This window comes from Microbacter sp. GSS18 (assembly GCA_029319145.1).
Lineage (GTDB): Bacteria > Actinomycetota > Actinomycetes > Actinomycetales > Microbacteriaceae > Microbacterium.
In genome coordinates, this window is the sequence record CP119753.1 from 162,812 (window position 1) to 189,018 (window position 26,207).

A 26,207-nucleotide genomic window follows, 5' to 3' on the forward strand; every position below is an offset into this window, starting at 1 on the left:
CCGCCGCAGCGGCCCTCGAGACCGCTGCACGGCGGGCCGCCTACGCGCGGCCACCCCCGAAGTCAAGGCCGTTGCTCGTGATCCCGCACGCGCGAAGTCTGGGACCTGACAACCCACGACGCGAGGAACGATGCCATGACCAGCGACCCGCAGACCGAAGACCCCGGACGAGAGGCCGAGGAGCCCACCGCGGAGCAGCTTGAGGAACCGAGCACCGAGACGGAGCCCGGCGACGAGCCGAAGGCCGGCGATACCTCTGACGCCGAGCCCAGCCACGAGGCGGTGGGCATCGGCGTGATCACGAGTGGCGACGAGGCCGAGCCGCATCAGGGCGCGGGGGAGGAGAGCGGCGACGCCTCAGTCGCCCAGACAAGCGGAGACGAGGGCGAACAGGGCGGCGACCCTCCGAGCCCCGCTATGACCGACGAGGTTCGCCGGGAAGCCGCCGAGTCTCAGGGATAGCGAGGAACAGCGCCGCGAAACGACGCCACCCCTGCTGGTCGATGAGCAGCCTCACCGCCCCCATACGCGGGGCGGCCGTCACCGGTGCTCTCGGGAGTCGGCGACGATCTCTGCGCTACTCCGTCCGGCTCGTCGGCGCTGAATCGTGTGTAGCTGGGCCAGGGTGCCCCGTGCTCGGCGCACCTGCCCCCGCCCAGCGAGGTTATCGATCGGTGCCTGTCCGGCGGGGCCGATCACGGCAGTCGCGCGGCCTCGATTCGTCACAATCAGCGATTCACCCGCCTCTACGCGTCGAATCACATCGGCGCTCTGGTCGCGCAGTTCTCGGTGACTGATCGAATCCATGTGCCTCACCGTGGCAACCGGGCCTCCCTACGCCCCGACCTCCGCGAACGCCCGCACCGGGAACGTCCCGAACCCCTCGACCGCGGGCGGCGCTGCGGTGAACCGTGCGCCGCGCGGCGGCAGCGCGCCGAGGTTCGTGAGGTGCTCGACCACGTGCACGCCGGCGCCGAGCAGCAGCGTGTGCGCGGGGCGCTCGCCGCCGGATTCGGTGTCGTCGATGTTGACCGAGTCGATCCCGACCAGCACCGCGCCCGCCTCGATCAGGTACGCGGCGCCCTCGCCGGTCAGGAACGGCGCGCCCTTCCCGTACGCCTCGGTGCCGAAGTGACGGTCCCACCCGGTGTGCAGCAGCACCGCGGCTCCGGCGACGTCGCGATCGGCGAGCGTCTCGGGCCGGATGCCGCGGCGGCCGGCATCCCACGCATCCTCGAGGTGGAACACCTCGGCGCGCAGCCCCACGAGCTCCTCGAGCGCGAGCCCCGCGAGGTCGGGCCCCTCGGCGTACCGGTGGAACGGCGAGTCGAGGTAGGTGCCGGTGTTGCCGATCATCGTGATGACGTCCATCGCGAACTCGGTGCCCGGCGCGTAGCGCGAGCGCGAGTCCTCGCGCGTGAGGTGCGGGGTGATCGTGGGCGCGGGCAGCCCCGGATACGTGACGAGCCCCGCCCGGATCGGGTGGCTGAGATCCACGACCCGCCGCCCGGATGCCGGGGGAGCGGCCGGCACATCCCGGCTGCCGCGGTGCGGCTCCTCGACGATCCGCAGCCCGGTCAGCTCGACCCGCTCGACGAGCGCGAGCCCGAGGTGGCGCACCAGCATGAGCCCGATCGCCGCCTCGTCGGCATGCGGCCCGGGCAGGTCGAGCCGGAACCCGGTGCCGTGCAGGTCCCCGCCATTGGCGAAGGCGATCTCGAAGTCGAAGTGGGCGCGGTACTCGGGCATGGGATGAGAGTAGGGGCGAGCGGATGCTGGGAGCCGCGCTATCCGCGGGGTTGGCGGTACGGGGTGGAGGGTTGGCAGGACGGCATGCACACGCTCCCGCACACCTGGGGGATCTCACAACCTCGCGCGATGGATCGACCGTCGCAGTCGCCGCGCAACTGAGAAGCTTCGGCTCGCGCGCTTGTGCGCACACCTTCAGCTTGAGTGGCGCAGATTGACTTGGTCGGCGCTCCAATACGACAACGCGAATGCGTTTCGCGCGCCTGAACTCGTGCCCGGCGCCCGGTGATGTCGTCGGACGGGGCGACCTTGGGCCGGTCGCGGTACTGTGGGTCTTCGCCGAGGGGACCTCCAATGAAGCTCGATTCCGCCGTCATGAAGAAGCTCGACTTCAAGACGAGTGCTGCCTCATTGACTGCAAATGCCCTGGATCGACTACCGCTTCTGATTTCAGAGAAGTGTCTGGCTGGAAACGAGGCAACGATTGTCCGGGAGGTGACCACGGATTACTCGGCCGGCCGAGCCGTCACGTCCTCAACATTCAGCATGCCTCGACGTGGCTTCGGCCCGCGTCCAGTGACTGTCTTGGCTGGGATCGACCGAGTCGCCTACGGTGCGCTCGCGGACAGCCTGCGCCCCGACCTGCCCGCGGAGTCGAGGACTCCGGAGAACTGGGCTGACTTCCGTGGGTTTGGGCTTCCCGGGGCGAACGAGCAGGGCAAGTACATTGTGACCATCGACATCGCTTCGATGTACGAGTACGTCGATCACGAAGTGCTACGGCGAGAGCTGCTGACGCAGTCATTGAACGCGCCAGTGGTCGGGCCTCTCATCGACCTACTCGGAGAAGCATTTCAACGGCCCCGCGGCCTCCCACAGATGATGGGTACCAGCGATCTCTTGGGGGATGTCTATCTCGGGCGGCTTGAGCGGTCCCTGCTGCAGCAGGAGCGACGATTTCGTCGGTATGTGGATGACTTCCGGGTGCTTGCCGACGATTGGGGCGCAGCAAACCAGATCATTGAGGAAGCTGCGGAAGTGGCACGTTCACTCGGCCTGATCCTCTCCTCGGAGAAGACCTCGATCAAGCGTTCAAAGCGATTCCAGGAGGAGGATTCACTCCTTCAGCAGATTGTCCAGAAGTACTTTTCCGAGGCGGTGGATTCGCTCACCGTGACCTTCGATGACCTAATTGGGCCGTACGGCGAGCCAGCCGTCTTCGAGGACGAGCCTGACCACGATGAAGCGCTTCGTGAGGCGTATCGGCAGGTGCTCAACGACTGGATGGAGAACTCACGCTCGGAGAGCGGCATTCCGACGCGCCTTGCGGGTCGAGCTATCCAAGGACTTGACGAAGCGCCTGAGCGCGTGCCGAACAGGGTGCTCCGGGAGTTGGTGTTTCGCGATCCCTTGCGTCTTTCGACTGTGATTCGCTACATCGCGAAGCGCTCAGAACCGGAGGAGAACTGGAAGTCGCTGAGGAAGCTCGTCACGATGAAGCGCCAGAGTCCGTGGGCGAAACTCTGGCTGCTTCAGGCGACTTCTGACCAAGGGGTGGTGGGAGAAGCGAAAGACAAGCATGCAAAGACGGTCGCCACGTGGGTTCGTGCACAGCTCGAAGATCCTCATGAGGTGGTTCGTGCTCAGGCGGCGTGGGTGGTGGCGGAGATGGGCGTCCTGCGTCCGCGGGATGTTGGTCGTCTGTACAGCGCGGCAACGTCCATCACGCGCAACGGACTTGCAGCTGCTCTAGGAAGGTCCGGAGCATCAGACTCGGACCCAGTGAGTCGTGCGATCACGCAGTCCTCGCGATTGAGCCGGGCGGCCTTTGGGTGGGGGAGCAAACAGGCTGACGGATGATTCCCAAGACAGTTGGTCGACTGGCGGAGCGCGCGCTCTGGGCGATTGCCGATTCTCACTCCAACGGCACCTCGCCGGAACTTGTCGTTCTGAGGTCATGCGCGTTGACGGAGGGCTACGTCGATGACTTGCTCGACCAACTCTCGGCCGCTGATCTCCACGCAGCTAGCGACTTCCAGGAGCTCGCGTTCGGCCAGGTGCGGACTCAGCTTCACCAGTCCTGGCAGAGTCGTAGGCAGTGGTTGAAGGATGGGTTCGGCATATCGATCGCTGGGAGTCAGGCCGCACAGGAGTTCGATGTGCTGGTGGAACTCAGAAACGCGCTCACGCACGGCGCCGGCGAGCTCACGAGGCTCCAGAGGAATCGGCTGTCGGACCAGCTCGCGCTGGAAAGCAAGCTTGTCTCCGTCATGAAGCTCGGAATGCGTGGCAATCGTCTCAACTTGACGGCCGAGACTTCGGTAGCAGCGGTCAAGATCGCATGTAGCTACGTGATCGCGCTTGACTCGGGGGCTCGGGCAAGGTGAGCGGTCTACGCAAGCGAATCTTCCACGCGTGTGTTCCTGACGCCCTTAATGTAGGGCAACCCTTGGGGGGAAATGCCGACCAACCGATCGAGCACGCTCACGCGCAGGTTGGGCCAGTCGCGGGTCCGGAGAGATGGCCGAAGCGCAGCGCCGCAACAAGCAGTTTCAGACCAGCCCAGCAGAAGATCAGATCGGAGCCGTGCGAGTAAAGTGTCGCAGCGGCTGGGTAGTGGCTTGGCGCGTGCGCGAATTGCGGCCGAGTGACGTCGATAGGATCGGCCAAAGAGCTAGCTCGAACGGCGGGGGCAATGCAGGGCACAAGATTGATCTCCATCGCGTCGGACTTTTCCCGAACCGGTATGTTCGTTGATGCGGCGGCGACGACGATGTCGCTTGAGGTTTCGCCCGACAACAACAGCCCTCGGACTCAGCCGGAGTCTTGGGTGTCAGTGCTGATTGGAAGGAATGGGCTCGGCAAGAGCAGGGCCCTCGGCGCCATCGCGTCCGTATTCGCATCGGCGCGGAGCGGGCGCATGCCACTTCGGAGTCGCAGCGACTCCAATTGGCGACTCCGCTACCGGGTCGGCGACGACGATTGCGAGCTATGGACGGCGGAGCGTGGTCGAATATATGGGACAAGAAATGGGCAAAACTGTGATCCGGAAGTGATCCCCTTGCCCTCAAGGGTTATCGCCATTAGCACTACTGCGATGGACAAGTTCCCGTTGCCACCGAGGGAGGATCTTCGGGGTGACTCTATCCACGAGGGCATATACAGCTACCTCGGCCTGCGCGACCGCTCGGGACGGGCGTCCGCCACCGCAGTGGCACTCTACGCACTCGAGGCGTTGGTCGAGGCGACAGAATCGACTCAGCAGCGGCGAAGGAGAATCGCTCAGGTCTTCAAGTTCTTGGGGTACGCGCCACGTGTTGAACACACGTATAGATGGCGCTACTCGTCGATCCTTCGTTCTGAACGTGGTCTGAGGGACCTGCTGGACGAAGAGGAGGGGGCGGTTGCTGCGCGCAGCGTCTCCGTTCGCCTTCAACGGATGGTGGACCGCGACGAGAGCATTCTGGATGAGCTCCAGACGATCGTCGATAACTTGAGATCTAGCCATCCGACGCGGGAGGTGCGCCTTACCGCTGACTTTCGAAGCGTCGGAACAACCGAGCTAGATCGATTTCGGGACATGCAGCTCCTCAAGAGAGCCGGGCTTGTCGAGCTGAGCGCCGTGGAGCTAGAACGCGAGGACGGTGGGTTGAAGGTGGACCTTCGCGAGGTTAGTTCGGGGGAGCTCTCGCTGGTGACGGCGTTTCTCGGGCTTGCCGCCGTAATTGAGAACGACGCGCTCGTCCTCATTGACGAGCCTGAGGTTAGTCTTCATCCAGAGTGGCAATCGCAGTATCTCGGCTTACTAACGAAGGTCTTCTCGAGCTACTCAGGTTGCCACTTCGTTGTCGCCACCCATTCGCCACTCGTTGTCTCCGATGTTTCCCCTGATGCCGCGAATGTCGCTTCCTTCGATCCGAAGCGTCAGGTCGCTGAGCCGGGCGCTGACTATGCGGGCGACTCAGTCGATGAAGTTCTGGTTCGCGCATTCGACGTGCCGGGCAACAACAATCTCTACCTCAAGCAACGATTGGTGGAAGCGCTGCGCTTGGCGGCAGACGGCGCCGCGGCATCGCCAGAATTCAGAGCCGCGATGGAGCCCTTATTGGAGATAGCACCTCGCCTCGATCCTGGTTCTCCGACGCTTGGACTGATAGAGCAGCTCCGCAAAGCACGAGAGCGTAGCGCAGACTGATGGAGGTCGTGAGTTTCTCCGCTGATCAGCTTGCGTTGATAAAGGACTTGTGTGGCGCGGAGCCGTGCGCGCCGAGCGCGTGGGCTGAAGACTCGGTCAAAGATCTCAAGGCGACGATCAAGTCGCACTACATTCATGCGCAAGCCACCACCTGCTGCTACTGTCAGCGCCACCTCGCTTCCGAGAATCACCGCGTATGGGATATTGACCACGTTGTTCCTCGGTCGACGCACCCGAGATTCATGTTTGAGCCGCTGAACCTCGTCGCATGTTGCCCCGACTGCAACCGTGCGAAGAAGGACCAGCGGGTCCTCAAGAACAACCGACGGAAAAAGTATCCGACGAAGTCGACCGACTTCCTGATCCTTCATCCGCACTTTGACGAGTATGCGGACCACATATTTCGGCAGCAACATGTCTATCTCGGCAAGACAGAGAAGGGCAAGCGGACCATCTATGTTTGCGATCTGCTGCGGTTCGCTCAGAAGTACATCGCGTGGCCGAACGCCATAACCGACTCGCGGTTCGAATCCGAAGTGGACGTGATTGTCGCGGGTGGCTCAGACGGCGCCGCGGCGGTCCAGCAGATCGCTCGGTCGCTTCAGATTTAGGATCGTCGGAGCGAACCCCGAGGAGTTCGTCAAGCACGAGCCTCGCGAGGTCGGTCCCGTCGTCACAGGGGCGGAACGAAGAGTCGACGAAGGTGCCGGTGTTGCCGAGCAACGTGATGACGTCCATCGCGAACGCGGTGCCCGGCGCGTAGCGCGAGCGGGAGTCTTCGCGCGTGAGGTGCGGGTGATCGAGGGTGCAGGGAGGCGCGGGTAGGTGCCGAGCCCTGCCCGGATCGGGTGGTTGAGATCCACGACCCGCCGCCCGGATGCCGGGGGAGCGGCCGGCACATTGCGGCTGCCACGGTGGGGCTCCTCGACGATCCGCAGCCCGGCCAGCTCGACCCGCGGGATCACTGCGGCTTCGTGGGCAGAGGGTGGGGATCCGCGCATGGCGCCCTGATCGTTGTTCGGGTCTCAACTAGGTTGGCAGCTGGAGCACTTGCAGCGCAGATCGGAGCATCGATGAAGGCAGTGGACGCGAACCTCCTGGATCTGTTGAAGGTGACGAGCCAGTTTGAAGTGCCGATCTACCAGCGAGCGTATGCCTGGGGCGAGGACGAGTGCGACCAGCTGTGGAGGGACATCCTCCAGGCTGGAGCAAGCGACGAGCTCGGAGCGCACTTCACCGGCTCTGTCGTCTATGTAGAGAAGGCAGCGGGAACGAGCACGAACCAAGCCCCCAATCTCATCATCGACGGCCAACAGCGGGTGACGACACTGACCCTGATTCTCGCGGCCCTTGTTCACCGCTTGGACCGTGAGCCGGCTGACCGTCAGGAACCACTCGAAGGCTTTTCGCCCGAGGAGATCCGCGTCTCCTACTTGGTCAATCGGTTCAAGTCAGATGACAGAAGATACAGACTCCTCCTCTCCCAGGGTGATCGGGAGGCGCTCATGGCAGTGCTAGACGAGCGGCCTGATGTACGTCGCGTTGGGAGGGTATGGGAGAACTACGACTTCTTCGTTTCCAAGATCGCAGACAAGAAGCTCAATCTGGCCGCGCTCTGCGCCGGGCTGGCAAAGCTCACTGTTGTCGACGTGCGTTTGCAGCTCGGAGTCGATCATCCGCAACTGGTGTTCGAGGCGATGAACTCGACGGGTAAGAAGCTTTCGCAGGCAGACCTGATCAGGAATTTCGTGCTCATGGATCTGCCGCCCGATCATCAGTCTCATCTTTATCGGAACTACTGGCGACCGATGGAACTCGATTTCGGACGCTCCGGACAGGACTCTCGATTCGACGACTTCGTTCGGCACTACTTGACTGTGATGACAGGGAGCATTCCCCGGCTCGCGGATGTGTACGACGCGTTCAAGGAACACGCCAGGGCCCGAGCCCAGGAGGGTCAGTCCATAGACGAGTTGGTGATCGAGTTGCGCGACTATTCGGTCCGCTACGGTGCTATCGCTCTTGGCATGGAAACGCACCCTGGGCTGAAATCGGCATTTGCGGACCTCGCGCAGATTCGTGCAGATGTTGTGTATCCCTTCCTTCTCGAGGCGTACACAGATCGCGACCTCGGGGTCCTGAGTGCCGACGAGCTTCTCGAGATCGTCCGACTTGTCGCGTCCTATGTCTTCCGCCGCGCGGTTGTCGGACTCGCAACGAATTCGCTGAACACAACCTTTCAGACCTTCTCACGTGCTGTTCGCAAGGACGCATACGTCGAGAGCGTCAAAGCCCACTTCTTGAAGATGCAGGGCTATCGCGTCTTCCCGAAAGATTCCGATTTCGAAGAGAGCTTGCGGTCAATAGACCTGTATCACTTCAAGCGTCGCTCGTACTTCCTCCGGCTACTTGAGAATCATGGGCGCAAGGAGCATGTGTCGATTGAGGAGTACACCATCGAGCACATTCTTCCTCAGAATCCTCACCTTCGCGCTGAATGGCGGCAGGACTTGGGGCCAGAGTGGACCGAAGTGCAGGCAAAGTATCTCCACACGCTGGGGAACCTTACGCTAACCGGATACAACTCCGAGTACTCGGATCGACCGTTCAGCGAGAAACGTGACATGGAGGGCGGATTCCGCGATAGCCCGCTCCGACTGAACCGCGGTCTCGGGCAGCTGACTACGTGGAACGCCTCAGCGATCGAGGAGCGCGCACGGGCTTTAGCCGGTGAAGCTATCGCGATCTGGTCGAGGCCGGTGCTCTCGCCGGAGGTTCTCTCGAAGTACCAGGAGTCCCGCGCGATTTCGGGGTACTCCATCGAGGACCACACATACCTGATGCGCCCAGCCCGCCGCGCCGACTTCGAGCGACTACGAACGGCTATCGTCGCACTTGATCCATCCGTCACGATTCACTTTCTGAAGCTCTATGTCGCATTCAAGGTCGAGACGAACTTCGTCGACGTGATTCCGCAGGCAGCGCGGTTGCTCCTCACTCTGAACATCCCGGCAAACACTCTGGTTGACGAGCGCGGGATCGCGCGCGACGTCAGCGGAATGGGGCGGTGGGGCAACGGTGACTACGAGGTGCCACTGGACGAAACCAGCGACTTCACATACGTCATGGGTCTTGTGCGGCAGGCGTACGAGTATCAGCTAGGAGACTCATAGGAGGACCCCGGCGAATCACGTCGCGGGATCGCGCGCGCTGAGATCGACCGCGCAGTGGACTCGCGAGTTGAACGGATGCCGCGCCGTGCTGAGAGCGGCGAGACCACAAGCAGTCTCGTGGAGCTGCGCGACGCGCCCGATAGGGTCGGAATATGGGTTATCTGCCGCCGCTGACGATCGCCGAGACACTCCGTTCGATCCAGAAGGGCGAGCTGATCCTCCCGGCTATCCAGCGCGAGTATGTCTGGCGGCCCAAGCAGATCATCGCGCTGTTCGACTCCATCATGCGCGGCTATCCCATCGGCGGATTCCTTTCCTGGCGAGTCGAGCCCGCGACCGTCGATCAGTTCCGGTTCTACGGATTCATGCGCGACTTCAATGAGTTCAGCAACCGGCACAATCCGACTCTGGACCTTGCCCCAGGCCAGGCGGTGCGTGCAGTACTCGATGGGCAGCAGCGACTCACTTCGCTGAATGTCGGTCTTCGCGGCTCGTACGCGTTCAAGAACGCACGCGCCTGGAGCAACAACCCCGACAACTACCCCACGCGTCGCCTCTACCTCAACGTCATGACGGAAGCGGGAGACAACGAGGCCGGGCTCCGATACGACTTCCGATTCCTCACCGACGCGAACGTCAAGGAGGCTGCGGCCGCCGAAGACCCGACACGCGTGTGGTTTCCGGTCTCCAAGGTCTTCGAAACCGATGACTTAGGCGACCTGTGGGATCTCGCTGGAGAAGCGGGCCTCGCGAACACCAAGTCGGCGCGCAGCATGCTCAGCCAGCTGTGGAAGGCGGTCCACAGCACGCAGTCGCTGTATTTCTACGAGGAGGCGGAGCAGGATGTCGAGCGCGTGCTCGACATCTTCATTCGCGTGAACTCGGGTGGGACCGTGCTGTCGTACAGCGACCTTCTCCTCTCGATTGCGACGGCGCAATGGAAGGAGCGCGACGCGCGTGCTGCGATCCACGGTCTCGTCGATACGCTGAACACGACAGGCGGAGGATTCAGCTTCTCGCGCGACGTCGTGCTCAAGTCCGGACTCGTGCTCGCCGGCGTGAACGACATCGGGTTCCAGGTCAAGAATTTCACCGCCGACAACATGGCGAGGCTCGACGAGCAATGGGACGCCATCAGCGACTCCTTGAAGGTGGCGGCGGGACTCCTCAGCGACTTCGGTCTGTCCGGCGCAACCTTGTCGGCGAACAGCGTCCTCATCCCGGTTGCGTACTACATCCACCGCCGCCGATTGACCCAGTCCTACCGAACCGCACCGGCCGAGGCAAGCGACCGGGCAGCAGTGAAGTCGTGGGTGCTCCGCTCGCTCATCATGCGCGGGATCTGGGGTTCAGGGCTGGACTCGCTTCTCCGCGACTTGCGGCAGGCCATCCTCGACCACGGCGCGACCGCGTTCCCGGTCGCGGAGATCGAGCGCCGTATGGCCGCCCGCGGAAAGTCGCTGCTATTCGGCCCGGAGCAGATCGAGGACATTCTTGCGCTCGCCTATGGCGGTGCTCGCACGTTCGCCGTTCTCGCGACGCTCTTCCCTCACGTCAACACGCGAAACGTGCATCATGTGGACCACGTCTTCCCGCAAGCGTTGCTGAGTCGGGGGGCCTTGAAAGATGCCGGCATCGCGCGCGATGACATCGAGAACCTGATCGGTGCGAAGGATCTGCTCCCGAACCTCCAGCTGCTCGAGGGGCCTGAGAACATCTCCAAGTCGGACCGTTCGCCGGCGGCATGGGCCGCCGAGACCTTCGACTCGCAGGATGCTCTCGAGGCCTACAAGGCACGAAACGCCCTGCCGTGGCTGCCCGCGTCTGCGACTGACTTCGCACAATTCGCTGAGGAGCGCCGGACGATGCTACGCGGTCTGTTGGAGCGCACCCTCAATGCCGGCCACGAGGCCGAGGTGGCCGCGCCCGCGAGCGCGACAACCGCGGAAATGAGTATCGAGGACGAGCTTGCCGAGGCAGCGTTCGATGAACAGTGACTTCGGGTCGACCCTCCGTCCGCCTGTGCTGAGCGGGGTTCCGGAGGAGGATCTCGCGGCCGAGCTTGCGTGGAGGTCGTCGGCATGGCGCGCCCTTGTGTCGCGTCACCCGACCGCCGTCGCTCCCGCCGCCACGATTCGCGAGCTCGAACTCTACAAGGGCTACCGCGGCGTGTGGGTCGATAAGAAGCGCACGGCATCGGTGTGGTCACCGAACGGCATCACGATCGGCGTACGCCACGATGGTTCGAGCTACGCCGACCGGTTGTCTGAGACGGGGCTGATCTACAAGTTCCCCGAGACGGAGGTGCCCGGGTACGACGAGATGGAGGTGGAAGCGACACGGACCGCAATGCGTCTGGGCCTGCCGATCTTCGTGGTCAGCGGGCACAAGGACGCGCCAACGAGGGACGCGCGATTGGCGTATATCGCAGCCTGCAACGACGAGGCTCACGAGTTCCTTCTGACGTTCGTAGATGCGCCGATCGCAGCACCCGCATCCCTCTCTGTGTCCGTCTCGACCACCCAGCGCGGCTGGATCGCGGAGCGCGTGGTGTCGAAGCCGAATGATCGTCGCTTCGCCTTCGAGGTCGTCGAGCGGTACGGGCCGGCATGTGCTGTGTGCGAGATGGGGGAGCGCGAGCTTCTCAACTCCGCACACCTGCGCCCGCGATTCGCGAAGGGGACGGATGACCCTGCCAACGGTCTCGTTCTCTGCGCCAACCACCACATCGCAATGGATGCAGGATTGTGGCGGATCGATCCGGAGGGGTTGCGTGTTGTGCCGCGACCGGGAAGGGACCTCGCGTACATCGGCATCACTCGGTTCGACGTGTCCCATCTTCGCGCTCGTCCGAGCCGGGAGTCACTCGAATGGCTCTGGCATCTGAAGTTCAAGCACGTCAATTCCGCCATCCGGCCCCGTCGATAGCCGTGGCCGGGTCTCAACGTCCGGTGATGCTCCTCACCTGGCCCTCGATCCGCGACGCGACATCCGCAGGATCCTGATGCTCCCAGAAACGCATGACGGTCCAGCCCGCGTTCTGCAGCCGTTCATCCGTGTCGCGGTCCCGCTCGACGTTCGCGGCGAGCTTCGGCCCCCAATAGTCCGCGTTCCGCTTGGGCGTGGTCCCGTGAACAGGGCATCCGTGCCAGAAGCATCCGTCGATGAAGACCGCGATGCGTGCGCGGGTGAAGACGACGTCTGCACGTCGTCGCAGATTGGGAACGGGCGCGAAGTCCACGCGATATCGAAGACCGCGCGCGTGCAGCTCCCGGCGCACCGCCAGTTCCGTCGATGTGTCGCGACGCTTGTTCGCGAGCATCGACTTCCGCGTTCCTTCGGAGGAAGCCCAGGATTCGGTCATCCTTCACCCTCAGCCCAGATCGCTGATTGCTCCGGCCTGCCGCAGCTTGGTGAACCGCTGCCGCATGTGCGAGGCGAACCCAGCGTCGTGCACGATGACACCCGCCTCGAGGTTTCGTTCCGCTCCAGCAGTCGAGAGATTCGCGCTCGTCACGAACGCGCTCCGTGAATCCACGATCACGACCTTCGAGTGCTGCGCGGAGTAGTGCCCGTCCGGATGCACGTACGTCCAGAACCTCGCACCAGCGAGCTTCTGCTGCAGCATCGCTGCCGTCTGCCCGTCCTTGAGCTTGGAGTCTACGAGCAGGGTCGTGCGGACACCGCGCGCGATCGCCCGCCACAGCGCCTTCACGAACTCCGAGTCAGCTGTCGCCGAGAAAGTGGAGGCGAAGACGTCCTCATTGGCCTCGTCGATGAGGTGCGCGATCGCCGACGTGGTGTGATCACCGTCGCCATCGAAGGTCGGGCCGCTCCAAACCGCGCGGATGTCGGTCGCATTCGTCTGTGCCGCGGTGGCGAAGCCGCGCAGCACCGCCGCCAGCATCGGGCCGCCGACCGCCTCGTACCCGGCCTTCAACGGCGTCGCAGCCGGGGAGCCCTGCGGGAGCTTCTCGACCGCTTTCGATAGTCGTCCGTCGATCTCCAAACTCGAGGCCACCTTCAGCGCTGCCGCTGGGGTGAGCGTCGAGGCGAGTTCGACGAACGGCTCGGCCATCAGCTGAAGCTCGCCGAGATGCCTGCGAGTAGCGGCTTCACGTCCAACGATCCTGCGTGGAGGTCGAGGATGAACCGGCGGTCGAGGAAGCGATTCGCTCGCTCGCATGACGTCTCCGACAGGAATGCGCAGAAATGGCAGGCCGCGCCGTGCAGGAAGTCCTCCTGGTTCTTGGGCACACGGTGCGCGCAGATCGGATCGGATGAGCACCGCTGCGCACGATGCACCGCATCCTGCATCACGGACTCCAGACGCTCGGTACGAGCCAAGTCCACCAGGCCACCGAGCGTTCCTTCGCTATCGGGCGATGTGGTCGTGATCAGGATGCCGGCGGCCGGATCCCGTCCGTCTGATCCACGCCATGCGTAGATGCGCTCGGAAAGTGATGCGGACCCATACCCGCTCGACATGGCCATCTCTCGAATCAGCAGATGCGACAACGTGTGGAGGGCCCAATAGCGTGGCGGCGGCATCCGGTCATCGGCGCTGACGGCCACTGCCGTCGTGCTCTGCCGGCGGGCGAGGTTCCGCTCGTGGGCCGCGCAGTGGTCAGCCCAGACCTCGCTGTTCAGGACGCCACTCTCCCAGGCCTCGACGGTGGCTTCGTCGAAGCGAACGAAGACTCCCTCGCCGCGGTCTTCGGTCGCGGGTACCCATTTCGGCTTGCCCGACAAAGCGATCGGAGCGATGCGCGTCGCGTCGTCCCCGACGCGGTCGAGTGCGTCGATGCGGGTGAAGCCGATGAACGCGTTGGCCTTTCGGATGCGGTCCACCGCCACGACATCGCTGATCGCCGAGCCGAGCGTCGCGGCGACGGGAACGGGATGCACCTTGAAGCCGTTGCGCCGGTCCTCGGCGAGGAACTCCGTCGGATGCGTCAGCGTCTCCCACTCGGGAACGAGAAGGTGGTTCGGGTCGTATCCGACCGGGCCGGAGGCCTCGGGCGTAAGAGGCGGGAGCGTGCCGCGAGCGACCTGGACGGCCGTCCAGAGATCCTCGTCGGAGATCCCCTCGAACCGCTCGGTGATGCTCTCGGGTGCGTACATTCGCCATCCGCTGACCGCCGCAAGAGATGTCAGCTTCGACACCTGTATGGGCGGCAGGCCCAAGACTTCCGTGACCGTGTCGGCAGGCTGCGGCACCTTGCGTGAAGGCAGGACGAGAACACTGATGGTCGCGGGGAACCACTGGTTCGCCGCACCGAGGAGCATGAGTCGGACTTCACCCTGGCACGGGTCGTCTGCGGACGCGTACGACGGAAGATGCGGATGCCGCCCGCGACAGTTCGGCAGCGAGTCCGCGCCGCCGGCCCGCGTCAGTTCGACGATGTTCCGGGATGTGCCGCAGGCGACGCACTTGATCGATACTTGTGGTCCGAGGTTCGAGCGCCATTCGAGCATTCGCATCTTCGGCTGCGCAACGCACTCTGTGCGGTGGCCGTCGGCGCCGTGCACCCAATCGACGTACGGGAACTCGTCCAGGTGCCCATTCGTGCAGGCGATCAGGTACCGGGCCGGTACGGCGACGCGGTCACGGGCCTTGCCGCCGCTGTGGCGCCCCTTGCACCCTTTGTGCACGAACCGAGCCAGATCGGGGCGGTGCTTGCGCGTGTTCTCGAACTCGAAGGTACTCGCGGCGGACGCGGGCGCGAGCAGATCGCATCCAGTACAGCGGAGCCATTGAGGGAAGACCCGGGTGGGAATGCCGATGGGCGTCGTGTCGCCGCCGCGCTCGTCGGGCAACCACGGCGGCTGGCGGAGTTCGCCGACCTGCTGACCGAGCTGACGGCGAACAGCCTCGACCAGACGCGGAACGAGTACGAGCGGGGGGTCGCCACCCATCCTCGCGTACGCCTTGTCCCAGGAGTCGATCCCCTGGGGCATGACGGCGATCTGAGGGAGGTCGACGGTCGCGCCGATGCCCGACGTGTACAGCATCGCGTTCGGCCGGATCGAACCGATCCGCGCGCGATTCTTCGGCTGCCCTGCGCCCGCGTAGGGGTCCGCGACGTCACCAGGGACGCCGACAACAGGGTCTTCCGCATCGGCGGTCGCCTGCGCGGCGGAACCGTTCTCTTCAGTCACTTGGCATCCTTCTTCGCCTTGACGGTGAATGTCCACTTCGGCGTCGTCGCGGTCACGGGTTCGGCGAGCTTGCCGGGGAAGGGCGACACGAGCAGATCGATTTCGGGCTGCACCTCGCGCATCGAGTTGGCCACCTGGAAGAGGCGATCGCCTTCCTCGCCGATGGAGTCCTCGGGGCTGATCAGCAGAGGTTCGACGATCTGGTGAGGGAGTGTCTTCTTCGAGTACGTGAGCGCGCCCGACGTCGCTGTCGCCCGGTCCGTCCACTTGTCGAGCCGCAGCACGATCTTGCTCTTCATGCTCGATGCCGCCCCGGTGTCGGCTGCGATATCGACACGCGCGACGAGCTTGTCGACGATGGCATCGACAGTCGAGCGTCGGACTGTGATGCGGCCGGCGCCGGTGTTGGCTTCTGCAGAGAGCGACTCGCTGGGTGTCGCTGTTGCGTCGATCACACGCGCAGCCGAGACGATGAGGCCGGTGAGCCCGCGCTCGAGCGCGGCTTCTGAGAACGGCGTGACAGACAGCGCCTCGACGTTCGCGTAGAACGTGTCGTGGTAGTGCTCGAACTGCTCGTAGTGAGCCATGTCGCGCGGTCGCGCACGGTTAGCTAGCGTCACCACGAGCCCCGGCTTCGCTCCTTCTCGTCCGACGCGGGAGGACGCCTGGATGTACTCCGCGGTGTTCTTCGGCTGACCCACGATCATCATCAGGCCGAGTCGAGGTACGTCCACGCCCACCTGGAGCATCGAGGTCGCGAGCACGACGTCGTACGGCAGTTCGCGCGGGGCGAGTTGCTCGCCGGCCTTGAGCTTGGCCGCGATGACGGCCCTTCCGGCGGTCGTGTCAGTATCGGCGTCGAACGGCGATGCCAGGTGCGTGAGCGTCTTCCCGATCTCGGAGGATGAGATGCGAGAAGTCAGCTCGCCGAGCTTGAGCGGTGTGCGCCGTCGTGGATATCCGGTCGACTTGTCAGGGTTGCTCACCCGTGTCGTCACGTCATCCTCGAGGTACCGGCGCATACCGGCCAGTTCTCGCGTCGCCGAGAAGTAGTCGACGAGGGTGAGGTACGGCTCCGCTGCCGCGCCATGCGCGTCGAACAACCTCTGACCGGCGAGCAGGAGGATCTCGCTGAGGCGGATCTCTGCCAGTGTCAGGCGAGCGCCGTGAAGGCACACACCGAGGTAGCGACGTCCCGGGGCCTCGTCGAGCGGCACTTCCTTCGAGAAGAAGGTGTCGCTCACGCTCAGCACCTGCGGCGGGAACACCTCGACGTCTCGGGCATACAGCCGTTGGACCTGCGCGGCCGCCTTCCGAACGGTAGCCGTCGATGCGATGACGAGCGGCTTCACCGGCTTCGCTGCACCGGGCGCACCCAGTTCCCAGCTCGACAGGACGTCGATCGCGCCTTCGAACAGCCCGACCGCGGTGCCGAGTGCTCCGGTGATGAGGTGGAGCTCGTCCTGGATGATCAGGTCGGGCGGGCGCAGCCGGCCCACCGTCGTGACTTGCGTCGCGGGGTAGGTTCGTCCATTCGCGGTCTTGGTGTTGTGCGTGTCGGCGCCGCAGACGCTGCCGTCGGTGTCGAGGTGTTTGTAGCCGTGACGCGGGCACTTCTTCGCGACATAGCCGAAGATGCTCGCCGCTTCGCCCTCGCGAGCCAGCCGAGCGAACTTGTCGACGGTCGCGAGCAGGAAGGTCGGCGGATGCCGGTAGATCTCATCATCGACGGTGAGAACGGGAAGCCCGACTTCGGCAGACCCGCCGGTGGCGAACGGACAACGGGCTCGACGATCGCCGCAATACACACGGATGCGCTTCTCGACGTCGTCGGCTTCGACGTTCGCCTTCGGGTTGATCTCGGTACCGCACCAGGGGCAGTGGTCGAACTGGAGGACGGTGAGACCGTAGGCGGAGCTCCCATCCCGCTCGCGGACATCCTTCACCTGCTCTGCCGCCTCGGTGTACCGCTTCGGGCTGACGCTCGAGCCCACCCATAGGCCGATCGTGAAGGGTGTCTCGCCCCACGTCTCCGGAGCCTCTCGACGGACGACCTCGGCGGCACACATAAGTGTGGTTGCGCGCAGGAACTGCTGCGATGTGAGCAGTCGCAGCGTGTACCGCATGACAACGGCGACGCCGTCGCCGCCGTCGAGCAGCCCTTCGGGCGTCTCGACCTTTCCTTGCAGGCGCCGGATGCCGAACGTGAACGCGGCCAGGCCAAGGTAGGCCTCCGTCTTACCACCACCGGTGGGGAAGAACAGCAGCTCGGCGCGGGCGAAATCGGTCGAGCGCCGCACGTGAGTCGGGTCGACGACCGAGGGGAGCTGCATGAGAATGAACGCGAGCTGGAAGGCGCGCCAGGACGCCGCCTTCTCGCCGCGCGAATCGACTGCTGCGACGGCATCGGCGATCGACAGATCCTTATCCTCGATTCGGAGTGCCGCGACCTGTGAGCGCAGGCGCTGATCGCGCATCGTGCGGTTCATGAACCAGAACGCGTGCTGCGCCTGCTCGTTCGACGTGAGGAGGTTGAGGCCGGCACGCAGCCGCACGAGCGCTGCGTCGCCGTCCTCGAGCCCGATGCGCCCCTGCTCCCGAAGCCACTCCGGAAGCCTCGAGTTGTCTTCCTCCCGTTCCTTCAGCCAGCCGGCGTACCCGTCGATGAGCGGCTGCAGGCCCGCTTCGAGCTCTGCCGGGGATGCATCCATGAGCGCTCGCATGCTGAGTACCGCGCCCTCAACCGCGGGAGCCTGCGTCTGCGGAACCTCTGCGGTGGGGAGCCAGGTCGTCCTGACCGCCGTCGCCCGACGCGTGTCGGTTTCGGAGAGGTCCCAGTCCACAGAGGCTGTGCGGCCGACGGCGAACTCGAGGCGGTCGCGGTAGAGCAGGTCGAGACGGCGCACTTCCAGGTCTCGAGAGCCGCGATCGGACACCATCGCATCGCGAGCGGGCAGGAAGACGGCGTCCCCGCTCGGCGCGGTGACCTCGAGCTCGGCCTGGAACATCCACAGCTTCGGCGGCAGCTCACGTCCTGTGATCGCCGTGTTGAGGAGGGCCGCTTCGACGACACGACGTCCCTCGACGTCGAACACCTCGACGCTGATCTCGACGTCTCCGGGCAAGACTCGTCTCGTCGAGCTGCCGTCCTGCAGGATGGAGATGTCGATCTCGGCCAGCTCTTCGAAGGGCGTCCGGTCGTAGTACGTCTGTGTCCGGCCCTGGTCGTCCACGTCCCGCCGAGCAGCGTACTTGCCCCAGCGTGCGGTGAACCGGAGCAGCCCATTGTCCGCTGGCACCTGGAATCGCAGGCCCATCGACGACGGGGCGATGATCTTCGACTCGGGTCCGCGATCCTCGTCGGGTTCGCTCGGCGATGCTTCCGCGATGGGCTCCTCTTCATCGGCGGGCAGGCCGTGAACATCGCGCACGCCGCTGAGATCGGCGACGGCGAGGGACTCGTCCGCGCGAACGTCGGCGAGCGTGGCGTCGAGGGCGTCGGTCGACGATTCGGCGGCGGGTGTGCCGCCATCGAGGAGCGAGATCGGGGCGAGCGCGCCGGCGAGGTAGCGGGCGCGGGGTGTGCCCACGATCGTCTCGTCGGGTCCGTCCCACGGGCCGACGAGGTCGCGACTGATCAGATCGACTAGCTCTTCGCGGACTTGCGCAGAGTTTGTCGGGGATTCCGTGGACACTAAAACATCGCTCCTTCGGGCGCGGCGGATTCTTCGAAGCTCTTGGCTCGCTTCGACTTGGCTGTCGGAGCGGACTCGCCTTCTAGCTTCGCTCGCCGGTGGTTCTCCTCCAGCAAGCGGTCGAGGATCTCGACTCGAGCAGCTGGGCTCACCGTCCACCGCTCCATCTGGCGGTAGGTGTGGAACCCGTGTCCGAGCGGGATGTCGGCCCAGCCATACGCCTCCATCACGGCTTCGTCAATCTGGCTATGGAGAGATCGGATGGATTCGATATCGGGGTCCCCAAGCACGTCCGGAGAATTTGCGAGGTTATAGAGCGCTGTTAGGCCAAGTCCCCTCCGGTGCATGACATCACGTCGACTCCGGTCGAGGAGGTTGCCGAGTAGCCGCATCTCGTCGCTATTCGCCGGTCGCGGGAGCGTTTCAAAGACGTCCGATGGGGTGTAGCGCGGATCGTTTCGCATACCTGATCCGTACTTGATTGCCCACGTCTGATGCGGCATTGAGGAAAGGAATGCGAAGTCCGCCGTATCGTCCGTCGCGAACACGACCACTGCGTGACTGAACACTTGCCGGGTTGTCACCATCAGGGGCATCACTGTCTTGCTCGTCACTGCCATGGCTACGGTTCGCTCAAGGCCGTCAATCGCGGCATATAGCTTGAGCGCGCGAGCTTCGAACTTCCACCACTCGTCCACGATGCGAGGCTTGTTCTTGATTGTCATGCGATGCGACCGCAGGTCTCCTTCGATCCAATGCCAAGGTTCTACGAAGCTGCGCGCGACCGCCTCGGTGCGGTCGCCAAAGTCGACAACCCACCGCGAAGCTTCGGCGCTGGGACTGGAATTGAGGTCGTTGCCGACTAGGTACGGTGCGAGCACCTCGCGGTTGGCTATTCGCACAGCCAGCATCTTGCTGGCCTCGGACGGCGACATCGTGAAGCCCACCCCATTGATGAAGGAGCCAATGAACGCAGTGTTCCTGTTCTCCGCCAAGCGATGCGGTACACCGAGGACGCGGCCCTCAGGTTCAAGCAGCGTCGAGATTCGCACGACTCGTGCACCATCGAGCCACGGCATGGTTACAGATGAGCGCTGCCCGAGCCACATTGCCGCGTACTGGAGGTTGGCGCTGCGAGACGGCCAAGCCTTGCTCTGAACCGCTCTATCGAGTACCGCTCCTCTCTTTTCGAGCTGATCCAGGCCGACCTCGCGATTGTCCCCTTGGGCGACGCTATTTGTTGTGATCACACCGAGACGGCCGCGCGGGTTCAGCATGCCGTAGCTGCGCAGTAGGAAGAACACCACGAGGTCGGTATTACCGGGTTGCCCCGAAGCGATCGCCTCGATTAGGAATTCTCGCGTGTTGACACCCAAGGCAGGAGACAACTTCTTGCCTCCAAGGAACGGTGGGTTCCCGATAATGGCGTCGAAGCCGCCGTGGGTATGGATAACATCGGGGGCTTCGAGGATCCAGTGGAGGGGCTTCCAACGTGCCTCACCTGTGTCGACGGTGGGGGTGAGGCCCGCGGCGATGATGGAATCGAGTTCGGTGCGGTCGGGCGCGGCGTTCTCATCGGAGGGATAGGCAGCGCGGAGCGCGTCGGCGAGGTCGTCGTAGCGGTCGTCGAGATTCTTGCCGGGTTTGCCGCCTTCGAGGAGACCGGCGGCGATGATGCCGTCGGCCACGTCGCTGAGCTTCGCGGTGACCTGCTCCGCCTGTGCGAGGAGGGCGTGCTTCGCCTTGGTGGAGCGCATCCGGTCGGCGTCGTCGACCTGCCCGGAGGCGAGCTCACGTCGGATGCGTGCGGCATCGTCGAGGTCCTTGTCGACGTCGAACCAGAGCAGCTGCTCACGGCCGTGGCGCCGCTCAGGGTAGATGTGCTGTGCCTTCAGCTGCTCCTCCGTGGTGACGCCGAGGAGGGAGTTGCCGTGGAAGACGCGGTCATCCACGAAGGAGAACGGCTTACCGGGGTCCATGGAGATGAGCCAGAGCGAGAGCTTGCACATCTCCACCGCCATGCCGTTGATGTCGGCGCCGTAGAGGCAGCGGGCGACGATCTCGCGTACGGCCCACCGCTTCAGGTCGGACTCGTGGCTGACATCGAGGCCCTCGTTCGCGCGTGCTTCGATGAGCCGGTCGGCCAGGTACCGGGCAGCCGCGACGAGGAACGCGCCTGAGCCGGCGGCGATGTCGGCGATCTTCAGGTCGAGGATCTCCGCCGACGACTTGAGCCTCCACTGGCTGCGGTCTTCGATGTCGAGCGGGCCGGGGGAGTAGACCAGTGGCTCCAGCGCGTGCAGCACCACTTCTTCGGCGAGGGAACGGGGCGTGTAGTGAGTGCCGGTGTTCGCGCGTTGCGGCGATTCGGTCATGACCAGCCCACCCGCGGGGACAACGTAGGGGAACCCGCGCAGGTCGTTGCGGATGAGTCCGTGGAACGGCTCCAGCCGTGCGGCGAGGTCGTCATCGCCGAGGAGCGCGTGCCGCAGGCGAGTGCGGGCATCGGCGGTGGCTGTCTGGTCATCGGCCCCGTAGGCCTTGGTGATCTGGTTCGCGGTGCGGGGCTTCGACTGCTCTTGAGTCTTCTTCAGGTGCTCGATGAGGCGCTTGGCGAAGTCGGAGGGGGTGATTGCGGCGTTCGCGATCTCTTCGAGCTCGACGAGTGCGATTTCGGGCTCGAACCCGCTCTTCCTTCCCTCTAGCCCGACGGTGACGTCGGACACGTATTCCGCGGAGTAGCCGAGCAGGCCCTCGTAGACGTAGCCGATCTGCTCGACGTCGAGGTCGCGGAACGACAGCTGCATCGCGCCGTCTTCGATCGTCTGCACAGCGCGGAGGACAGCGAACATGGCGCGGTCGGACAGTCGCACCCGCAGGCGGCCCTGCGCGTCGGTGGCATGCAGCCACGGGAACCGGGCGGGGTCGAACAGCGAACCGCCATAGGCCGGCATCCGCATGTCTTGGAAAGACGCCCCGCCGAAGACGGCGTTGCTCGCGGCAAGCAGACGGTGCCACGCCTCCCACGAGTGGTCGAGCGCTTCCACCGAAGTCGCCGTCGCATCGCGCTGCAGCTGCTCCCGCACCCTGGAGATCGCGTACGACGACCGGTACAGGTCGTGCTCGGGAAGCAGCCCGCGTTCTTCGGCGAAGAGGAGGAAGACGATACGCATGAGTACCGTTACCGCTCCCTCGTAGGCCGCCTTCGGATCCTCGGGCAGCGGGGAAGGTTCACCCTCGGCCAGGGCACGCAGGTGGGTATCCGACATGGACTGCAGCACGAGTTCTACAGCTCGGCGCACCTGGTCACCGAGCGCCTCGGTGATCTCCTCGGCGCTGGCGACACTCTTGGCGAATACGAGCGGCAACCGCTTCTTGTCGTCCCCGCCCGCGATCGAGGTGTAGCTCGCGAGGGTGAGGAACGCATCCCTGCTCGGGCGTTCCTCACGCCAGAGCAGGGCATCCCACACGCCGCTGGCGGTCGTGACGTCCTTGGCCGCCGAGACCAGAGCCCACCATCGGCCATCAGTGACGATGCCGATTGTCACCCCGGTCTCGCGAAGCAGCACCGCCATCCGATCGATCGCGTTCGCCGACCAACCGTCGGTCCCGGTCTTCCGTAGATCGTCGGTGCGATCCACCATCGTGACCAGCGCCGTGGGCCCGCTGTGCCCGGCCAGGGTTGCCCACGGGGTCACCGTCACCGCACCGTTGGGCGATTCCGCGGAAAGATCCGCGGGGGAGAGCTGCAGGTCCTCGGACCAATCCAGCAGGCGGCGCAGCACGGCCGTCACCCAGCGGTCCCGTGCCGCTTCGTATACATCCTCCGTCGCGGACCACGCGGCGGACCAACGGACGAACTCATCCACGAAGACCGTGCTGGTGTCGTCTGCGCTCGGCCGAGGCAGCCCGGAGGGATAGAACGACTTCAACGCGGCTTTCGACAGGAAGGGGCCGTCATGGTCGATCAGCGACAGCCACTCCCACACATCAACGGGCACCGGCGGCCTCCAGCTTCTGGGCGTCTTCGGGGGTCAGCGCGAACACGAGCGCGGCGACGAACGTGTGCGGCTGCACATCGCGGTACCTGCGCTCGACGGCGTCGCGTTCGGCATGCAGCTCGTCCTCAAGGTGCGACAGGCGCCTGCGAATACGTTTGAGATCGTCGTCGCGCTGCTTCTTCTCCTCCGCGAGCTGAAACAGAGTCTCCTCGCCTGCACGACGTGCCTCCTCAGCGGCGGCGAGGGTGCCTTCCAGCGTTGAGCGGAACCGCGCGAAGATCTCGTCGACGGTTTCGAGGTCGGCGTCTCGACGCGCCTGCAGATCCGACTCCACGCCGCTGCGGAGGCGCTCCGCCCGCCGTTGGATGGCGGCATTGACGCGACTGCGGAGGCCGTCGGCCGCATCCGACTCCGCGTTCCAGTCGGCGGCGAGGGCAGTGAGCACCCGCTCATTCGGCTGCGTCAGGCGAATGCCGTCCAGTGCGGAAGACAGCAGATCCTCCGCCTTCTCCATGCCCAGCTCCTGGCGGCGCGACAGGCGCGTGCCCGCGAGGAAGATCTCTTCGTGCAGGCGCGTGCCACCCTCGCCGACGAGTACGAGGCGGGCGACACCCGCCGCGAACGACTGGTCCAGACCGTCGACGACCACGGCGCTCACGCCGCGGATGTGCTCGGTGCGCGTCCACACCTGCCCGCGGAGTTCGCGAGCCGCGCGCTGGATGAGCGGGTGGCCGAGGTGCGCATAGACGACGTCCGTCTGGTGGCGCGCGCGTTCCTCGTCGAAGGTGATCGGCCGCATGACGTCTGGCGCTAGGCGCGTATTGAGGCCAGTCAGTGCAGGTACCCAGGTGCGCGAGAGCCCAGGCGGGACTTCGAATAGCCGAGCTTCCTCGCGGGGGTCGCCAACCTCGATGAGGTCGGGCTGCCCTGAGATCCGGAGCCCCTCTTCGAAGACGCGGAGCAGGTTGCCCTCGTGAAGATGCATGCGGTCGCGCGAGCCTTCGAGTCGCTCGGCGAGGCGTGTGAGGTTTGCGCCGAGCGTGTGCTCGGCCTGCAGCACGCGGTTGATCACCTTGCCGCCCGCATCCGTCTGCGTCTTACGAGTCGGACCGTCGCCGTAGCCGAGATCTCGCTGCAGATCGGGTGCGATGATCTCGTTCGCGGAAATGCCGTCGTGTTCCGAATTCGCGATCTTGCTCGCGAGGCGAGCCAGCAGGTCATTGTCCTTCGCGTAGTCGGAAGTGTTGTGCTTGGACGCGCGCGGGTGCCACACGAGGGGTGTTTCGGTCTGGCCGTAGCGGTCGATGCGGCCGATGCGCTGTTCGAGACGGTTCGGGTTGAACGGGATATCGAAACTCACGAGGCGGTGGCAGTAGCTCTGCAGGTCGATTCCCTCGCCGGCAGCATCCGTCGCCAGGAGGATGCGGACCGGCTCGTCACGCGGAGGCGCGTTGAAACGCGCACGGATCTCTTCGCGGGTCTCGGCATCCGTCGACCCGTCGATGATCGCGAGCCTTTCGCCACCGAGGCCGCGCGACTCGAGGACGTCGCGGAGCCACTCCAGCGTCGTGACGTACTCGGTGAAGACGACGATGCGCTCGTCGCCCCAGCCGTGGCCGGGGACGAGCAGCTCGCCTTCGATGAGTCGGAGGAGCGCGTCGAGCTTCGAATCGGGACGACCGTCGTAGCCGCGGCCCCACGTGATGAGATCTTCGAGGTCGGAGATGTCGCCAGGGGTGAGCGCGACCTGGGCGCGCTTCGCGGTGCGGAGCGCTTCGAGCTCGGGCTGCTCGGACCGGCCCTCCTCCTCGTCGGACGCCTCGTCGCCGAGGACGTCGTCGTACTCGGGAAGCTGCACGTCCTCGTCGCCGCGTGCCTCGAGATAGGCCTCAGCAGTCGTCGCGAAGGCGACGGGGGAGGAGAAGAAGCGCTTCTTGAGGATGATGGTGGCGAGATCCGACGCGCGTCTGCCACGTTCCTTCTGCACGGCGTCGTTGCGCCGGCGGGTGAAGGCGATCAGTTTCTCGTATGCCTCGGACTCGCCGTCCGAGGGATCGAACCAGAGCGGCCGGACCTGCCGCAGTTGGAAGCCCTCATTGGGCAGGTCGCTCTTCAGGCGGCGCACCGCCACCTGCCTCAGCGCCGTCTCGTCCAGGTCGGCGCCACGTGCGAAACGCTGCGGATCGATCATCTCCAGCAGGGCGGTGAAGGACTCGGTGTACCCGTTGTGCGGCGTCGCGCTGAGGAAGAGGCGATGCTCGCAGAGCTCGGCGAGTCGCCGCACGGCGATCGTTCGCTGGCTGTCTACGGCATAGCGAGGCTTGTCTGCGCTGGATCGGCTCGGTGTCGCCGGTGCGACATGGTGCGCCTCGTCGACGACGAGAACATCGAACGCCCGACGGTCGGCGGTGCGAGCATCCTTGACGCTTGCGTACACCTCTTCGAGCATGCGCTCCGCGCGCGGCGAGGGGAGCCACGACATCGAGACGATCACGCGCGGGTAGACCCGGAAGGGGTTGGCGTAGACGCCGAACGTGCGGCGGAACGTCTTCATCGTCTCGGAGTTGACGATCTCGAAGTCGAGCCCGAACTTGTCGCGCAGCTCCTCCTGCCACTTGATGACGAGGCCCGCCGGGCAGACCACGATCACCGAGCGGGCGCGGTGCCGAAGCAGCAGCTCCTGGATGACGAGTCCCGCTTCGATCGTCTTGCCGAGCCCGACGTCGTCGGCGAGGAGCATGTTGGCGCGAGGCGAATCGATCGCGCGACGGAGAGGTTCGAGCTGGTACGCCTCGACAGACGCACTGCTGCGGAAGGGAGCCTGAAGCGTCTTGGGGTCGGCGCTCGTGAGCGCTCCCCAGCGGAGCGCATCCACGTATGCGGCGAACGTCGTCGGCTCGTCGAACTGGTCGGGGCGGAGGGCGGCGGGCAGGCCCTGCTCGTGAATCACGCTGCGACCCGGCTCGAGCTCCCAGATGACGGAGAGCTCACGACCGTAGTAGTCCTCCTCGACCGACTGCATGGTCACCGCATGCTGCAGCTCGGCGCGGCCGTCGTCAGCACTGCTGCGCGGTAGCGACTGCGCCATCACGTCCGTGACAGACCAGCGCGCGCCCCGCACGTTGACCAAGCTGCCGATCTCCGGCACTTCGGTGTTGCCGGTCGCCGTGTTCTCGATCACGCTCGAGCTCATCGTCACATCCTCATTCCCCAGAGCAAAGCCTTCCAGTAT

General features: G+C 64.8%; 15 protein-coding genes. 8 read left to right on the forward strand and 7 right to left on the reverse strand.

The features are described 5' to 3' along the window. Positions 1-135 precede the first annotated feature (135 nt). Positions 136-462, forward strand: a complete 327-nt coding sequence (locus P0L94_00790) for a hypothetical protein (protein WES64620.1) — start codon at positions 136-138, stop codon at positions 460-462. A 372-nt stretch (positions 463-834) separates the two neighbouring features. Here P0L94_00790 and P0L94_00795 read toward each other — a convergent pair whose 3' ends face one another. Further along, the gene (locus P0L94_00795) at positions 835-1,749 is read right to left on the reverse strand and encodes a cyclase family protein (GenBank protein ID WES64621.1); all 915 of its coding nucleotides are present in this window, start codon (positions 1,747-1,749) and stop codon (positions 835-837) included. A gap of 354 nt (positions 1,750-2,103) precedes the next feature. On the opposite strand from P0L94_00795, the gene P0L94_00800 reads away from it, so the two are divergent. The 7 genes from P0L94_00800 to P0L94_00830 all read left to right on the forward strand — a co-directional run bounded on the left by P0L94_00800 (position 2,104) and on the right by P0L94_00830 (position 12,045). After that, entirely contained in the window at positions 2,104-3,609 is a 1,506-nt protein-coding gene (locus P0L94_00800; protein ID WES64622.1) for an RNA-directed DNA polymerase, read from the forward strand. Continuing rightward, positions 3,606-4,136, forward strand: coding sequence for a hypothetical protein (locus P0L94_00805; protein WES64623.1), 531 nt, complete (start codon positions 3,606-3,608; stop codon positions 4,134-4,136). Before P0L94_00800 ends, P0L94_00805 begins: the two co-directional genes overlap by 4 nt. Positions 4,137-4,846: 710 nt before the next feature. Then, positions 4,847-5,944, forward strand: a complete 1,098-nt coding sequence (locus tag P0L94_00810; GenBank protein ID WES64624.1) for an AAA family ATPase — start codon at positions 4,847-4,849, stop codon at positions 5,942-5,944. Further along, complete coding sequence (locus P0L94_00815) at positions 5,944-6,555, forward strand: HNH endonuclease domain-containing protein (protein ID WES64625.1); 612 nt, start codon at positions 5,944-5,946, stop codon at positions 6,553-6,555. The genes P0L94_00810 and P0L94_00815 overlap by 1 nt, the downstream gene beginning before the upstream one ends. Positions 6,556-6,792: 237 nt before the next feature. Next, positions 6,793-9,117, forward strand: coding sequence for a DUF262 and DUF1524 domain-containing protein (locus P0L94_00820; GenBank protein ID WES64626.1), 2,325 nt, complete (start codon positions 6,793-6,795; stop codon positions 9,115-9,117). Positions 9,118-9,269: 152 nt separating this feature from the next. Next, positions 9,270-11,114, forward strand: coding sequence for a DUF262 domain-containing protein (locus tag P0L94_00825; GenBank protein ID WES64627.1), 1,845 nt, complete (start codon positions 9,270-9,272; stop codon positions 11,112-11,114). Continuing rightward, positions 11,104-12,045: an HNH endonuclease gene (locus P0L94_00830; GenBank protein ID WES64628.1), complete on the forward strand. Its 942-nt coding sequence runs from the start codon at positions 11,104-11,106 to the stop codon at positions 12,043-12,045. The genes P0L94_00825 and P0L94_00830 overlap by 11 nt, the downstream gene beginning before the upstream one ends. A 13-nt stretch (positions 12,046-12,058) precedes the next feature. On the opposite strand, the gene P0L94_00835 is transcribed toward P0L94_00830, so the two are convergent. The 6 genes from P0L94_00835 to drmD are packed head-to-tail and all read right to left on the reverse strand — an operon-like array spanning position 12,059 to position 26,168. Next, the gene (locus tag P0L94_00835; protein WES64629.1) at positions 12,059-12,481 is read right to left on the reverse strand and encodes a very short patch repair endonuclease; all 423 of its coding nucleotides are present in this window, start codon (positions 12,479-12,481) and stop codon (positions 12,059-12,061) included. Between the two features lie 9 nt (positions 12,482-12,490). Continuing rightward, the gene (drmC, locus tag P0L94_00840; protein WES64630.1) at positions 12,491-13,195 is read right to left on the reverse strand and encodes a DISARM system phospholipase D-like protein DrmC; all 705 of its coding nucleotides are present in this window, start codon (positions 13,193-13,195) and stop codon (positions 12,491-12,493) included. Further along, positions 13,195-15,279 (reverse strand): DUF1998 domain-containing protein, encoded by a 2,085-nt coding sequence (locus tag P0L94_00845; GenBank protein ID WES64631.1) that lies wholly within the window; start codon positions 15,277-15,279, stop codon positions 13,195-13,197. The genes drmC and P0L94_00845 overlap by 1 nt, the downstream gene beginning before the upstream one ends. Then, on the reverse strand, positions 15,276-18,974 hold the full coding sequence (gene drmA / locus P0L94_00850; GenBank protein ID WES64632.1) for a DISARM system helicase DrmA: 3,699 nt from the start codon (positions 18,972-18,974) through the stop codon (positions 15,276-15,278). Before drmA ends, P0L94_00845 begins: the two co-directional genes overlap by 4 nt. Then, positions 18,974-22,975: a hypothetical protein gene (locus P0L94_00855; protein ID WES64633.1), complete on the reverse strand. Its 4,002-nt coding sequence runs from the start codon at positions 22,973-22,975 to the stop codon at positions 18,974-18,976. Before P0L94_00855 ends, drmA begins: the two co-directional genes overlap by 1 nt. Next, positions 22,965-26,168, reverse strand: coding sequence for a DISARM system SNF2-like helicase DrmD (gene drmD, locus P0L94_00860; protein WES64634.1), 3,204 nt, complete (start codon positions 26,166-26,168; stop codon positions 22,965-22,967). Before drmD ends, P0L94_00855 begins: the two co-directional genes overlap by 11 nt. Positions 26,169-26,207 lie beyond the last annotated feature (39 nt).

Bases quoted from the DNA above. Each gene is read 5' to 3' on its own strand.
- P0L94_00790 (WES64620.1), top strand. From the start codon at position 136: ATGACCAGCGACCCGCAGACCGAAGACCCCGGACGAGAGGCCGAGGAG.
- P0L94_00795 (WES64621.1), bottom strand. From the start codon at position 1,749: ATGCCCGAGTACCGCGCCCACTTCGACTTCGAGATCGCCTTCGCCAAT.
- P0L94_00800 (WES64622.1), top strand. From the start codon at position 2,104: ATGAAGCTCGATTCCGCCGTCATGAAGAAGCTCGACTTCAAGACGAGT.
- P0L94_00805 (WES64623.1), top strand. From the start codon at position 3,606: ATGATTCCCAAGACAGTTGGTCGACTGGCGGAGCGCGCGCTCTGGGCG.
- P0L94_00810 (WES64624.1), top strand. From the start codon at position 4,847: ATGGACAAGTTCCCGTTGCCACCGAGGGAGGATCTTCGGGGTGACTCT.
- P0L94_00815 (WES64625.1), top strand. From the start codon at position 5,944: ATGGAGGTCGTGAGTTTCTCCGCTGATCAGCTTGCGTTGATAAAGGAC.
- P0L94_00825 (WES64627.1), top strand. From the start codon at position 9,270: ATGGGTTATCTGCCGCCGCTGACGATCGCCGAGACACTCCGTTCGATC.
- P0L94_00830 (WES64628.1), top strand. From the start codon at position 11,104: ATGAACAGTGACTTCGGGTCGACCCTCCGTCCGCCTGTGCTGAGCGGG.
- P0L94_00835 (WES64629.1), bottom strand. From the start codon at position 12,481: ATGACCGAATCCTGGGCTTCCTCCGAAGGAACGCGGAAGTCGATGCTC.
- drmC (WES64630.1), bottom strand. From the start codon at position 13,195: ATGGCCGAGCCGTTCGTCGAACTCGCCTCGACGCTCACCCCAGCGGCA.
- drmD (WES64634.1), bottom strand. From the start codon at position 26,168: ATGAGCTCGAGCGTGATCGAGAACACGGCGACCGGCAACACCGAAGTG.